General features: G+C 41.4%; 14 protein-coding genes. 5 read left to right on the forward strand and 9 right to left on the reverse strand.

What is annotated here, in order from left to right; translation table 11 throughout:
* Positions 1–266 precede the first annotated feature (266 nt).
* From JK635_RS21795 to JK635_RS21830, 8 genes are all read right to left on the reverse strand, one after another.
* Positions 267–905, reverse strand: coding sequence for a response regulator (locus JK635_RS21795; protein ID WP_202656038.1), 639 nt, complete (start codon positions 903–905; stop codon positions 267–269).
* Complete coding sequence (locus tag JK635_RS21800) at positions 877–1701, reverse strand: sensor histidine kinase (RefSeq protein WP_202656039.1); 825 nt, start codon at positions 1699–1701, stop codon at positions 877–879. The genes JK635_RS21795 and JK635_RS21800 overlap by 29 nt, the downstream gene beginning before the upstream one ends.
* Before the next feature lie 33 nt (positions 1702–1734).
* A complete protein-coding gene (locus JK635_RS21805; RefSeq protein ID WP_202656040.1) occupies positions 1735–2457 on the reverse strand; it encodes an ABC transporter ATP-binding protein in 723 nt (240 codons plus the stop codon).
* Positions 2454–3266 (reverse strand): ABC transporter permease, encoded by an 813-nt coding sequence (locus JK635_RS21810; RefSeq protein WP_202656041.1) that lies wholly within the window; start codon positions 3264–3266, stop codon positions 2454–2456. Before JK635_RS21810 ends, JK635_RS21805 begins: the two co-directional genes overlap by 4 nt.
* A gap of 77 nt (positions 3267–3343) precedes the next feature.
* Positions 3344–3853, reverse strand: a complete 510-nt coding sequence (locus tag JK635_RS21815; protein WP_202656042.1) for a nitrous oxide reductase accessory protein NosL — start codon at positions 3851–3853, stop codon at positions 3344–3346.
* Positions 3850–5127: a right-handed parallel beta-helix repeat-containing protein gene (locus JK635_RS21820; RefSeq protein WP_202656043.1), complete on the reverse strand. Its 1278-nt coding sequence runs from the start codon at positions 5125–5127 to the stop codon at positions 3850–3852. The genes JK635_RS21815 and JK635_RS21820 overlap by 4 nt, the downstream gene beginning before the upstream one ends.
* 251 nt (positions 5128–5378) lie before the next feature.
* Complete coding sequence (locus JK635_RS21825; protein ID WP_202656044.1) at positions 5379–5798, reverse strand: GNAT family N-acetyltransferase; 420 nt, start codon at positions 5796–5798, stop codon at positions 5379–5381.
* Positions 5799–5819: 21 nt separating this feature from the next.
* The gene (locus tag JK635_RS21830) at positions 5820–6503 is read right to left on the reverse strand and encodes an MFS transporter (RefSeq protein WP_202656045.1); all 684 of its coding nucleotides are present in this window, start codon (positions 6501–6503) and stop codon (positions 5820–5822) included.
* 53 nt (positions 6504–6556) lie between these two features.
* Here JK635_RS21830 and JK635_RS21835 point away from each other — a divergent pair, with 53 nt between their 5' ends.
* Positions 6557–7816: an ABC transporter substrate-binding protein gene (locus tag JK635_RS21835; protein WP_202656046.1), complete on the forward strand. Its 1260-nt coding sequence runs from the start codon at positions 6557–6559 to the stop codon at positions 7814–7816.
* Between the two features lie 216 nt (positions 7817–8032).
* Positions 8033–9625 carry a long-chain-fatty-acid--CoA ligase gene (locus JK635_RS21840; protein ID WP_202656047.1) on the forward strand — a complete coding sequence of 531 codons (1593 nt, stop codon included), beginning with the start codon at positions 8033–8035 and terminating at the stop codon, positions 9623–9625.
* 223 nt (positions 9626–9848) lie between these two features.
* Here JK635_RS21840 and JK635_RS21845 read toward each other — a convergent pair whose 3' ends face one another.
* Positions 9849–11522, reverse strand: a complete 1674-nt coding sequence (locus tag JK635_RS21845) for an Ig-like domain-containing protein (protein ID WP_202656048.1) — start codon at positions 11520–11522, stop codon at positions 9849–9851.
* Positions 11523–11767: 245 nt separating this feature from the next.
* Here JK635_RS21845 and JK635_RS21850 point away from each other — a divergent pair, with 245 nt between their 5' ends.
* The 3 genes from JK635_RS21850 to JK635_RS21860 all read left to right on the forward strand — a co-directional run bounded on the left by JK635_RS21850 (position 11768) and on the right by JK635_RS21860 (position 14720).
* On the forward strand, positions 11768–12979 hold the full coding sequence (locus JK635_RS21850) for a sensor histidine kinase (RefSeq protein WP_202656049.1): 1212 nt from the start codon (positions 11768–11770) through the stop codon (positions 12977–12979).
* Positions 12976–13653 (forward strand): response regulator, encoded by a 678-nt coding sequence (locus tag JK635_RS21855; RefSeq protein ID WP_202656050.1) that lies wholly within the window; start codon positions 12976–12978, stop codon positions 13651–13653. Before JK635_RS21850 ends, JK635_RS21855 begins: the two co-directional genes overlap by 4 nt.
* A 137-nt stretch (positions 13654–13790) precedes the next feature.
* The gene (locus JK635_RS21860; protein WP_202656085.1) at positions 13791–14720 is read left to right on the forward strand and encodes an ABC transporter ATP-binding protein; all 930 of its coding nucleotides are present in this window, start codon (positions 13791–13793) and stop codon (positions 14718–14720) included.
* The last annotated feature ends 10 nt before the right edge of the window (positions 14721–14730 follow it).

Below are 14730 nucleotides of genomic sequence, written 5' to 3' on the forward strand. Positions count from 1 at the left end.
AGAATGGTTTTTTATTAAAAAAAGGAACATTCCCGAAAGAAGTTCCTTTTACTTAACAAATTTTTTTAAAAAATAGAATGGCTCAAGGAGTTACTGGAAAAGACGGACCCCGCCATTAGCGAAATTAGTGAGGAGATGGGATTCAGCGAACCCGGTAACTATACTAAAACCTTAAAAAATACGAAAATATAACTCCTTACCAATACTGGAAGTTGTTTTTCATCAAAATATAGTTCTTTAAAATGCTTTTATGTGTCCCTCCCCATTTAATTTGAGATGTATTTAACCGCATAGGATGCCAGTTGTACTCTGTTTTCGAGACCAAGTTTATTTAGCAGGTGTTTGATGTGGTTTTTAACGGTGTTTTCGGCGATATATAGTTTTTCCGCGATTTGTTTGTTGGTGAGCCCGTCTGAAACCAACAGGAGAATTTCCTTTTCCCTAGCTGTCAAGGTGCTGATTTCAGGGGTGTTCATTAAGTCGCGCTCTCTAAATTGGTATAAAAGTTTTCCAGCGAGATTCCTTGTAATGGTGTCGGAGCCATCAACAATCGAGTGGAGATATTGCAGCCAATCATCCGGCTCCATATTTTTCAACAAGTATCCCTGTGCCCCATATTGAATCGCTGTAAATAAATCACCAACGTTATCAGAAACACTGAGGATGATCACTTTTATCAAAGGAAATTTTTCTTTGATAATTTTTGTTGCCTCCAAGCCATTCATGACAGGCATTTCAATATCAATTAATAAAATATCAGGGTTCAGTTCTTCACATAGCTGGATTGCCTCTTTGCCATTTTTCGCCTGCCCGGCAATTGAGAAAAGATTATCGTCTTCAAGAATCTCCAATATTGCCCGGCGTGCATGTGGATGGTCATCTGCGATTAACACTTGATAAGTCACCGTGGTTTCGCTCCCTTTTTACGACGATGATGGTTCCATCGTCTAACTCAGAGATTATCTCAAGCTGGGCATCCATTTTCTGGGCTCTTTCCCTTAACATAACTAAACCATATCGGGTGCGCTCACTTTGGTTGGGCAAAAACCCTTTGCCATTGTCTTTGATCGTCATTGTCCAGCCTTCAGAAGTTGTATGTAATTGTAAAAATGCTGTGGTTGCCTGGGAATGCTTGCGGATATTCGTAAACGCTTCCTGAATAATACTAAAAAGCTGTACCTCTTCCGCGGGGCTAAAGGATCCTTCTTCGGTTCTAATCGAAATCTTCGCCTCAATCCCTGACACGGCAGACCACTCATTAACCCAATTTTCAATTCGTTTTTGTAACGACGGCATTTCCTCGGGATTCATCCGTAGATTATAAATCGCCTGCCTAACATTGGCATCGATCGAATTGAGCAACCCCTTTGCTTCTTCTATTTTTCCTTTTGATAGATTCACTTTCAGTAAAAATAACGTTTGCGCAATATTATCATGCAATTCTTTTGCCAGCCGTTCCCGTTCCTCATATACGGCCCGCATTTCCCGTTCCGATGCAATTCGTCTATTTTTTTTCGCAATGATATTAAACATCCAGGTTGAGAAGAAATACATAATCACTAATGTTAACAAGATAATCAAGTAGTTTCCCAAAGACATCGATAGTTTATGAAGGAAAACGCTATGCCTGAGAAGTTCAAATCCACCAATCAAGATAGCAGGAAGTAAAATTGTAATTACTTTCAACGTTCGGTAAGACATTGAAAACGCCACCTTCTAAAACGCTATATATATCTATTTAACCATAGATACTTCTTTTTGCCGATAGCGGTTGGTCAAGTCTACCATCAGTTGTTCGGGATTTTGATGATTATTCACAATAAGTTCGGACATTTTACCCTGATCCATAAAGACTATTTGATCTGCGGCTTCTGCGGCAACGTCCATCATATGGGTGGAAAAAATTATGGTTGTGCCGCTGCTTTTTATTTTTTTCAGTAAATCAATGAATACATTAATCCAGTAGGGATCAAGGCCGTTTGTTGGTTCATCGAGGATTAGGACAGCGGGATGTGCCATCCATGCCTGGCCAAATAAAAGCCGCTGCCGCATCCCTTTCGATAAATGCTGGATTCGTTCATTCTGTTTTTCCTCCAGGCCGAGTAGCTGAATGACCTCTTGAATTCGGGATTTGGCGACTTTTCTAAAGGCTGCATAAAAGGTGAAAAACTCGTTAACAGTTAAGGATTCTTGAGCATAAAATTCATCAGGCATATAGCCGATCAGTGAAACGTATTTTTTACGATTGGTCAGTATGTCAACGCCATCAATCAGGATTTTCCCTTCATTTGGTAAGGAAAGGCCGGCAATCATATGAAGCAACGTGCTTTTACCGGCACCGTTTCCACCGCATAAAGCGATGCACTGCCCTTCTTCAGCCGAAAGTGAAAACGGGTAAAGTGCCATTTTGTCTTTAAAAAACTTGGCGACCTGTTTGATTTCGAGTCGGGCGGTCATGTCATTCTCCTCCGTTTCAAGCTGATTATGGCAAAGGTAAACAGCAGCAAAAAGTAAGCAAGCAGATAGAGAATCAAAAGAATGATTCCCGTGCCCGATTCAAATAAATGGACAACCGAATCATATGATTGCCCAAAAACAGCGCCGCTGTCCCAGCGAATCATCAGGAAAACACGAAAAAACTCGGCCGGATTGATGAACATCGCCAGCTTCATTAATGGTTCAATCAGTGGATACGGCATGAGTCCAAGAATGGCGATTAATGCCGTCGGCCAAATCATGATACCAAAAAACCAGGCCGCGACTGACAATGTGAATGCCTGCCACTTTGTTTTGACAAAGGTTCCAAGAAAAATACCCATCATTAAAAAAGCAAATATGAGCAATAAGGAAAACCAATAAATCCTGACCAGCCAGGCAAGCGATAACGGAACTCCTGTTATTAAACCAATAAGCATGCTTACACCAAAACTAAATGTAAACATTAAGGTTTGTGCCGTAAAAATACCGAGGAATTTCCCGCCTATGTAAGCAGCGATACTGACAGGATACGTGCACAGAAGCCGCCATTGGCCATTTTCCATTTCATTTGCAATCGAAAAGGAACCGTTCATCATCATAAACAGCGGTAATAAATACAATAAAATGTTGACAATCGTACCGCTTATATTGGTAAAGCCGGAAATGCCCATATTGTTTTTCTCCAGTAAGAATAATAAGGAAAAAACAATCACCCATAGGAAAAGAAAAGTATAAAAAGAGCGCTGTCTCGTCAATGTTTTCCATTCTGAAAACCATAGATTGATCATTGTTTGCGCTCCTTTCTTTATAAATAGATCTTAAACACATTTTTATTTAATAGGGAGAGAACTTGTCCCTCCGGCGATTAATGATTCATGTTCATGTTCATTTTTTTCTTCATTTCTTCCATCATTGCCTTATTTCGTTCCCAACTATGGCTGCCTAGATCGTCTGCAGTTAATAGTTCGCCGCTATTTTTGTCGATAAAGTCTTGGGCTGCTTTTTTATCGCCAAAGGCAATGACATTGTAGGCCATTGGCGTTTTAATCGATTTGTCGTAAACGAATGATGCTTTCTCCACCTCAAGCCATTTTTTAGTTTGATAGTCTTTGATAAAGGAATTACCGATTTTCTCATCCTTGTTTTCACTTTTCCATTTGTACATACAGCCGATATCATCAAATTTGAGCGTCTTTTCATTTTCGAGAATAATTTCTGATGCAAACCCGTCATCTTTTACTGCCATATGACAAACATCACATTTATCTGTTTTTTCATTGATGGCAGCAGGTTTATAGTCGGTTTTTCCACACCCGGCAATCAAAAACAGCAAAGAAAAAATAAGAACAGATTGTTTTACAATTGAAAACTTCATATTTTTTTCCTCCCAATATATAGTAAGAATAAACTTCCGGTAATCAGTAAAAGGCTTAACAGTAGGACAGATCGTTTTTCTGATTTCACTTGGACGTTTTTTTGCCAGTCAGATGTCATCAGTGGTTCTTGATCAGTGACCAGCATCTCATCAGGACTCTTGAGCATTTTTTGCAGTAAAACAAGGCCGGGATGCTGAAAAAACAACTGGTATGGCGGCGTTTCACTTGTCAGTGTCAGAAAATAAGGGTCAGCCTTAAAGGCGATGTTACTTTTGTGATTTCCATCCGTATCCAATGTTAAGGCACCGTCCCAGTAGTTATGCTGGATTTGATTTTCACGGCTGCTAGTTGCTTGGATAACGTTTACATTTGCGATGAAAGCATTCTCTTCCATTATCGTTTTAGTCATTTTTTTCATTTGTGTTCCAATAAAATTTGCCTCGACTTTGTTTTGTATAATCGTATTGCTGCTGGAATCTTCGATATACATTCCGAGACGATTGTGCGAAATCGTATTATCACGAATGTTGGAATGATGAACATCATACAAAAGCAGCCCCTGGGCATTCACATTTTGCTGATTATCAATCAACTGGTTTTCCTTAATCTCCGCGTATTTCACCCCCATAATCATCGCCCCAGTTACATTTTTCGTCGATGTATTTTGCTTTAGGGTAATATGATCTGAGAACATCACGTGGACTCCGTACCTTGAATGTTCAATAGAATTTTTTATTAAGGTATTATGATTGCTGTTTTCAAGGTAAATTCCGTCTTGGACATTTTTTATTTCGCATTGTTGGAAGAGGTTTTGCTCAGACTGCCAAAGGTCAATCCCATTTTCTTTGTGTTGCCCATGAATCCGGATATTTTCAAACTTGGATTTTTGGACATTTTTCAGCTTCAAAGCGATTTTTTCCGAAGTAACAGAAATATTATGAAGCTGGTGCCCACTGCCGCTAATGGAAATCGCTGCACTGTTCTTGCCGCTTAGACAATCTACGAGTTTGATGTCTCTAAGCCTAACTCGCTTTCCAGTAATGGTAATGGCGGGTTTGGATGAGCAGTTATGGATTATTACCCCTTCTGCCTCCACCACAACCGGCTTGTTTATGACAATCCGTTCACGATATGTACCTGCCTTTAACTTAACCACCCCTCCAACCGGGGCAGCATTAATTTGAGTTTGTAGAGAATTTTGCGCCCATGCCTCTTTTCCAAAAAACAAACTTACAAACACCAATACCAGCAGAATTTTGATAGAATTCTTCATCCATCACAACCTTCCTTTTTCCGTAAAGGTTATCTATATTTAGCGTAAAGGAAGGAAAGTTGGTTTCCTATGACTCGAATGGGCTATTTATTTTGAAGTTTTTATGAAGTGAAGTGAGCGGGAGCGGAGGGAGGATTTACTTGCGGTTAAGCTCGATTTACTTGCGGATGAAACCGATTTATCTTCGAAGAGGAACGGTTTCATCCATTAATAGGTATTCCATTTTAAAAAGTTAGCTGAATCAAAGATTCCTATTGGCCGCTAACTCTTCTCATAAAATGCAATGGACCCAATTTTTCGGTAAACCCCCACTTTTCATAGAATGGCCGCATTTCCGTTCGGCAATATAATTCAAAATGCTTTACCGACTTAAGTTTGGGGTGATGGATGATCTCATCCATCAAGCTCCTCCCCAGCTGTTGTCCGCGAAAACGTTTGTTGACCATCACATCGAAAATCACAGCTTTATAGACAAAGTCAGTAAGAACTCTGGCAAATCCGATCAATTCTTGGGTGTCCACATCTATGAAACCAATAATAATATTGGAGTTTTCCACCATAGTCTCGATTTCTTTCCGCTCCCTCCCTTTCGTCCACCATTCCATTTGAAATAGATAGTATAAATCGTCTATTTGGCCGCTTGTTAGTGTTTCCACTTGAATATAGTTCATATTGCAACCTCCCATGATTTTTCATTTTAACTTCCATAAAAATGTCGCGCGGTACACGACAAACACTGCTGCGTTAAAGATTGCCGACATGAGAAAGATAGGTGCCGTGCCCCACTCATGAATAACCCATCCCGATAAATAGACAGTAATCGGCATGCCAATCCTAAAGAACGTTCCGGTGATCCCGCTGATCCTGCCGATCAGCTCGGGCGGTGTTTGTTCGAGCCTGAATGTATAGGCACAGACGCTGTAAAATGAGGTCGCCAGCCCGCTGATAAACAATGCTATAATTAACATGTAGCTATTGTATGAAAAAAACAGCAACAGATATGCAGCTGCATGAAAAATTGCCGACAAGCCAAACAATACGCCCAGACCCCATGACAGCCTCAATCTACTGGCCAACATGCTGCCTGCCATTCCGCCAATTCCGACAGCCGAGATGACAATTGCTACTTGTGAAGAGGCAAGGTGAAGATCTTCCTTTGCAAAAATAATGATCGTTGTTTGAACAACAGTAGCGGTTGCATTCAACAGCATGATAAACAGGGTCATCAGCCAAAGGGCTCTGTTGCCGCGGAATGATTTCCATCCTTCATGTAAGTCAGCCAAGAAACCAGAGACTTTCTGTCGTTGTTCGTCGGATGGGTGTGCCAGCCGGGACAGGATCAACAAGCTTAATAAATAGGCTCCAGCGGTAATCATGATTCCATGTATATGACACGATCGTTATTTACGATTATGCTTCTGAAAAGGCTATGGGCACACTGGCCCATTACTGGGAAGCTAACGAGAACAAAACAGAATGGACCTTCTTTTTAAAAAAAGGGATTCTATTTCACAACGGCAAGGAGCTTACAGCAACAGATATTAAGTACACATTCTCGTTGCTATTGCATCCTGATTTTGAGCAATTTTGGCTCGTAGAGAATATTCACTTTATCGAATGCTTAAATCGATATACGATACGCTTCCATTTATACAAACCAAACGAGCTGTTTTTGCAATTTCTCAGTTTTCCGGCGCTTTCGGTCATTCCTTCAGGAAGCACAAGTTACATCGGAACCGGACCTTTCAAGGTTCAAACTTATAACCCAAATTACATAGCTCTTGAGGCAAATCCCTCCTATTTTGAAGGCAGGCCTTTCGTCGACCGAATTGAGATCTTAAATGTCCCGAGAGAATACGAGAAAGAAATTTTAGCAGATCATACCAGTATTTTTGTTAACACTGGAGAAGGCAGCAACCATATTGGCGACCCGTCACATAAACTGATCAAGGGGACGTATGAAGGAAGTACTTTATTTACTTTCAATCTAGGGAAAAAGACCGGCCCGCAGCAAAACTTATTTTTCCGAAAAGCAGTCCATAAACTGATCGACAGGAAAAAATTGATTGCCGATCTCGGACCGCCGCGAATGATTCCTGCTGCTAACTTTGACATAAACGATTCACTGGAAATGACTTTTGAAAAAGTGGACGATGAGGAAATCCGGGTTTTGTTGCAGGCAGCAGGCTATCGGGGAGAATCAGTACAACTTTTCACGTACGACCGCCATCAACCAGATGCTGAATGGATCAAACAGGAAGCAGCCAACTATGGCGTTTCTTTTCATGTAACGATTCTCGGTTGGAATGAAATCCTTAAACAGGAAAATATCAATCAAGCAGACTGTATTTTGTTTGAAGCCGTTTGGGGAGAAAATGAATTATCGAAACTGGAACTCTATCAATCAGGCTTCAGCTTTTTACGGCAGCACCTCAATCAAGAAACAGCAGAGTTTATCGACAGGAACATGACGGAAATCATGGCTGCATCAAGGCGAGAGGATCGTTCCATCCTGTTTTCGGAAATTGAGTCCCGCCTGATAGAAACAAATGCGCTTGTGTTCCTCGTTCATAAAAACATTGAGTCAACCTTCCACCCCTCGATTAAAGGGGTACAACTAAATACCCGGGGAAATGTCGATTTTAAAACAATCTGGATCAAGCCGGATTTAACAGAAAAAGGAAAATGACATAAAATCCAAAAGTTGTTTAATGAAAATATTCAATAACACCTTTTTATTTATTTTTCTATCATCTAAGGGCGATTAAATACGGCTAAATTCGCTATAAAAATTGAATTATAGACAATTTTTACTATTATTAATAATTTTAGTATATTTTAGGCAAAAAGATATGATAAAATAACGTTTGAAAAATTCAAACTATTCTTTCGGGAGGGAAACAAGATGAATGTACCTTTAGTGTTGACGCAATTTTTGGACCGTGCTGTTTCATTGTATGGGGACAAGAAAGCTGTATATTGTGATACAAGAGCTTTTACATACCGTGAGTTGCAGGAACGGGTCAATCAGCTTTCTCATGGATTAAAAGCCTTAGGTATCACCAAGGGGGAACGGGTGGCTTACCTAGCACCTAATACAGTTGAAATGCTCGAAGGCTTTTACGGCGTATTTCAACTTGGCGCGATTATGGTTCCGCTCAATATCCGCTTAAAACCAGAAGACTATTTATTTATCCTGAATCATAGTGAATCGAAAGTCCTGTTTGTCGATCAAGATATTTATCACTTGATTGAACCGATCAAACAACGTTTAGAAACAGTTGAGCATATCATTGTTCAATATAAAGACGACAAAACAAATGAAACCGATTACGACAAGTGGCTAGCAAGTTTTCCGAAAACCTCGTTCGACCGCGAAGACCTTGACGAAAATGACGTTTGCAGCCTGCTTTATACAAGCGGTACGACCGGCAACCCAAAAGGTGTTATGCTTACCCACCGTAATAATTACCTGCATGCACTACATACCATGCACCATTTGCGCGTAACGGATCAGGATGTCTACCTTCATGTCCTGCCAATGTTCCACGTGAACGGCTGGGGCTCACCCTTCTACTATACAGCCAACGGGGCTACTCATATTTGCTTAAAAAAGGCTACGCCGGAAGCTATTTTTAATGCTATTCAAGAATATAAAGTAACCGTTTTGCATATGGCGCCAACTGTATTAAATTCCTTGCTGCAATATTATGAGAAAAACGTCCCGGAAATTGATCATGATGTACGGGTTGTCATCGCAGGCTCTGCGCCGCCGCCAGCGTTTGTAACCCGAGTAGAAAAGGAACTCGGCTGGGAGTTTATTCAAGTGTATGGGATGACGGAATCAACACCGCTCAGTTTGATTTCCACCATTCGTTCTGAACTTACCCACCTGTCCCCGGGAGAAAAAGCACGGCTGAAAGCGAAAGCCGGGTATCCAATGATTGGCTGTGATGTCCGTGTCGTGAATGAGCATGGTGAAGAAGTAGCCCACAACGGCAAAGAAATCGGTGAAGTTGTCACAAGAAGCCATGGAGTCATGTTGGGCTATTGGAAAAATCCCGAAGAAACGATGAAAACAATTCGGGACGGCTGGCTTCACACTGGAGATATGGGAACAGTTGATGAGAATGGCTATATTGATATCGTTGACCGTAAAAAGGATATTATCATCAGCGGCGGCGAAAACATTTCCTCTATAGAAGTTGAGGGGGTATTATATGAGCATCCAAGTGTCCTTGAGGCGGCAGTCATTGCAGCGCCGCACGAAAAATGGGGTGAAACACCGCATGCCTTTGTCGTATTAAGAGAAGGGCATCAAGTCAGTGAAGCGGATATCATTGCTTTTTCCCGGGAAAAACTAGCTCATTTCAAGGCCGTTACCGGCGTCACTTTCGTGAACGAACTGCCAAAAACAGCTTCTGGAAAAATACAAAAAGTTCACTTAAGAAACGAGTATTGGAGCAGCCACGGAAAGGAAGGCAGGTTTGTTAATTAAGCTTGCTGCCTGACATTTAGAAAGTTTAAAATAAGTTGAGAAAGAAATGGCCAGTTTCATAACTGCGCCATTTCTTTCTTACCTATTTGTTGGAGGAACATGGAATGCAAACAATCTATAAAAATTTTTCAACCCATTGAAACCCACTCATTCTACAAAGGATGACAAAAAAGCTAACCTTGAAAATGAAACAAGTGCATTTTTAAGATTAGCTTTAAATAAATTATTTTGAAACAGTGACTTTTCTTGTTGCGCTTACTTTTCCTTTGCTGTCTTTAGCATTTACGTATAGTTTGGTTCCTGCCCGCTGCTTTGGAATTCGCACTTTAAAACTCCCACTAGCGCTGGCTTTTGCCGAGTATGTCTTCTTTCCGATTTTTATCGAGACGGCTGCATTTTTTTCGGCTTTTCCAGTAACAGTCGCAGTTTTATAAGTTAGTTTGTTCACAGTCGGCATATTTGGTGCCGTTCTGACAACTTTTATCACCTTTGCTTTACTTTTATTTCCCGCCTTATCCCTTGCCGTGACCGTAATGGTCTTTCCAAAGTTTTGTACAGGTATAGCTACTTTGTAGTTTCCGTATTTATCCGCTTTTCCTTTATAGCTTTTCGTAGAAATTGTTACCGTTACGGCAGCATATGCTTCTGTTTTACCAGAAACGGCAGTAGACCTGTTCGTAACTGTCTTCACTGTCGGAATCGCCGGTGCGGTTTTATCAGCAACGATAATAGTCTTCGCGGGGCTTGCTGCATTGTACTGATCCTTATAGGATATTGTCAGCTTGGTTCCTGCCTTTTGAACAGGAATATCAGCTTTAAAGTTCTTATTTTTATCAGCAACAGCACTGCCTATCACCTTTGTTCCGTTCTTTATCTGGATTCTGGCATTTGCCGGGGCTTTCCCGGATATTGACTTATCATTATCATCAACTATATTGACTACAGGTGCATCCAGCTTCCTGCTAATATAAGCTGAGGAAACAAATCCTATAACTTTGGCATCTGTTGTTTTGACCGGATACCAAACAAAGCGGTTACTGGTGGAAGATTTGTCAAAGGTGAAATTCCCTGTAATAATAAGTGTGGTATTTTTTGCCAGCTCTTTTTTAACAGAAGAGGCACTGCTATTGTCTGATCTTACCTTTACCTTATCAGCAGTTACAATTACTTTATCTCCCGTTTGGAAATAATAATTTGATGGATGCATTTCGCCCGTAATGGTATATTCCCTAACTTTAAAAACAATATTTTTGCTGCTATTAGGATCATAATCAAAGTCTTTTGTTTTGAAAGGGAACTGTGCCAGTGTCGTATCATCCAAAAAACTGTCTCGTTTCAATATGGAAAAGATTTTTTCTTGATAGGCGTTCGCATTACGTTTCCCAGTATCCTGGAACAGCGGGCTATTTATTGGTTTTGTCCCGTTATAAGCCATTACTGGAAAATACCAATTTTCAATCACTTCCCGGCCTGCGCCCTTTATTTTCGGCAAATCAGTGCGGTTATACATGCTGTTAAGAATCTCTACGCCTGCCTGAATATTATAGTAAATATCCGTTTTTAGTTTTTGTGGATCATAGTTTGCTTGATTGGTAAGTTGCATCAAACCGATTCCGCCGTCTTTTGAAATAAAGGGCTCGCCATTCGTAAATTGCTTCCAGCCGTTTTCCTGTTCGGCAATGGCCTTGACCACTTCAGGTGGAATCTTTGCAGCTAATGCTGCATTCGTCAGTAAACAATTGATTTGCTGGGGGGCAGGATTTTGATTTGGTTCAACTTTCCCATATATTTTTTCACATTTGGAGGTCCAGGACGTCGCTGCAGAGGCCCCGTCGTAAGACCACCCCAGGAGGAATATACAAGACAATACTACGGCCCTGAGTAGGGTTGATTTCATTCTTCAATCTCCAATCTATCATTCTTATAGATATTTTATCATGATGGGTCATCTTTTTCGAGAAACTACTATCCAATTATGCAGATTCATAGGACATGCAGATGTGTTTCTAAAGACAATAGCTATTATTTTGCCACTCCGGATTCAACCATACCGAAAAGTTTTTATTTTACAAAAATCACTCTTTTAACAGTCAAATAAACAGTGTAAGATATCGTTATATTTAGCAGATTGGCGGGAAAAGTATGGAGTCATTAAGCAAACTGACGTTTCTTCGGATTATCATGTTTTATCTGATTTGCTTCGTGTATTATTTTATCATTTTTGACGGCAATAGTAATCTTCAAAGATATTTTCTGTTTGCAGCAATCGCTATATTTACAGTTGATCAAATTCTTCTTTGTGCAAAGGATCAAGAACGGTGGATTCACGTGGTGTTGACTATGGATTCACTTGTGGCAGCCGGTTTGGGCCTTGTTTTTCCGGGAACGACTGGACTGTATTTGACGATATTTGGCATTATTGGGGTTACCTTGTTCTTGGCGATCACGGACAAACAAATCATTCGAAGATATGTTGCCTTTTTTCTCGTGATTTGGGCTGTAATTATCCTCTACACCTATCAAGCTACGGGAAAATGGCAATTGGCTGAGAATGTGTTAAATACCGGGTTTGTTCTTTTTGGCAGCTTTGTCGGGAGCTTAATCCGCAAATTAATGGATGCCCGCACGACCGTGAATGCCCAATATGAAGAGTTAAATACCTCCCATGCGGCTTTAAAGGCGGCTCATGACCAATTGCGCCTTTATTCCAAGCAGGTGGAGGAATTAACAATGATTCGCGAGCGAAATCACATTGCCCGCGAAATTCACGATACGGTCGGTCACAAAATCACGGCTCTCCTTGTCCAAATTCAGCTTGCAAAAGAAATGATGCAGCTTGACCTTGAAAAAACAAAGGACGTACTGCGGCAATGTGAACAACTCACACGCGAAACGCTGCAGGAAATTCGTCTTTCCGTCCGTACGCTCCATGAAGACGGTGAGGAGCAGTCCATGCTCCAGATTTTACGAAAACTATTTCAAGACTATTCCAAATTAACCAATCTCGAAACAACTTTTGAAATGGACGGAGACCCCGCTTCCATTCCGACGACATTGCAGCCCACGATCATCCGGATCATTCAAGAGTCGCTGACGAACGCAAAGCGGCATGGTCAGGCAACTCAATGTTCGGTCATGCTTAATTGTCAGCACGAGAACATTACCGTGCGAATTAAGGATGATGGAAAAGGAGTTCCAGAGGTGGTGCCTGGGTTTGGCTTGGTCAATATGCGCGAGCGGATCTTGGATCATGGCGGTACGTTGCAGTTTCTCAGCCAAGCCGATGAGGGATTTGAAGTCATCGCAGAATTCCCGATGAAAAAACTAAAATGGACGGCAGGTGTAAGCCAATGATAAAAATCATGGTAGTTGATGATCAATCATTAATGCGCGACGGTCTGGCCACAATTCTCAGTTTGCGAAATGAGCTGGAAGTTGTTGGAACAGCTTGTGACGGTCAGGATGCGTTTGAAAAAGCGAAACGATTGATTCCGGATATCATCTTAATGGACATCCGCATGCCGGGGACAAACGGTGTCGACGGAACGAAATTGATTCGTGAGGAAATGCCTGAGATCAAGGTACTGATGCTGACAACGTTTAAAGATAGTGAGCTGATTTTTGAAGCGCTTGAAGAGGGAGCGAGCGGCTATTTGCTCAAGGACATGCCGACAGATACGATTGTACAGGCCATTTTAACTGTTCATTCCGGCGGTGTTGTCCTTCCTCCGGATGTGACGGCACAAGTTATCAAGGAAATGAAGCATTCTCAAAGTATGGCTGCCCCATTAGAAGGAAATCCCCCTGCCGCCCCAAAGGAAACAGAGGATTTGACGGAAAGGGAGCATGATGTATTAAGACAGCTGGGATATGGTCTAAGCAACAAGGAAATTGCGGAAGTTTTATTCATCACCGAAGGCACGGTAAAGAACCACGTATCCAACATTATCAGCAAACTGGGGCTGCGGGACCGGACCCAGGCAGCCATTTTTGCCGTCCGGTATGGAATCACGACTTACGATATATGACGTTTGGCATAGATAGGTATGAAAATCGGCTGAAACCAGCCGGTTTTTTTATGGAAAAATATCCCCTGCGATAGATGGAAGTTCCTGCAAAACCATTTATGATTACCTTAACAAAAAAATAAGTGAAGGTGATCAACATACTGAAGATTAAAGATATAAAAAAAAGCTTTGGAAAAAATGAAGTGGTTAAAAGGATTACATTTTCTGTACAAAAAGGCGAGTCATTTGGTCTGCTTGGGCCAAACGGTGCCGGTAAATCAACGACCATCTCGATGATTTGCGGATTGCTGCCATTTGATGCCGGCGAAATTGAAGTAGCCGGTAAATCAGTGAAAAAGGACCCGATGAGCACAAAGAAAAAGATCGGCGTCGTTCCGCAGGATATTGCCCTTTATCCGACAATGTCGGCAAAAGATAATTTGGTTTTTTGGGGCAAAATGTACGGCTTAACGAGCGCCCAAGCAAACAAAAGGGCCGCCGAGGTGCTGGAATATGTCGGCTTAAAGGACCGTGCCAAGGAGAAAATCGAAACTTTCTCTGGAGGAATGAAACGGAGGATCAATATTGGTGCCGCTCTGATGCACAAGCCTGAATTGTTAATTATGGATGAACCGACCGTTGGAATTGATCCACAGTCGAGAAATCATATTCTTGAAACAGTCAAAAAGCTGAATCAGGAAGGAATGACAGTCATTTATACGAGCCATTACATGGAGGAAGTGGAATACCTGTGTGAACGAATTGGAATTGTTGACCATGGTCAAATGATTGCCCTTGGAACAAAACAAGAGCTATGCAACCGTCTGGCTGGTGGAACGGTCATCAGCTTACAGCTGAACGAGATAGAGTCTGAATTCATCACGTTCGTGAAGGAGCTTTCCTTTGTTGAACAGGTCGTCTCAAAAGACAATACCATTGAAATATTTGTAACCCATACCAATTTGGCTATTGGCGAGATTGTCGGTAAAGCCGTGACATCAGGACTGCAGGTTCAAGCCGTTCATGTACAGGAGCCAAATTTGGAGTCATTATTTTTACAATTAACAGGAAGATCATTGAGGGATTAAGGGGAGGGAA

This window comes from Neobacillus paridis (assembly GCF_016765675.1).
Lineage (GTDB): Bacteria > Bacillota > Bacilli > Bacillales > Cytobacillaceae > Neobacillus > Neobacillus paridis.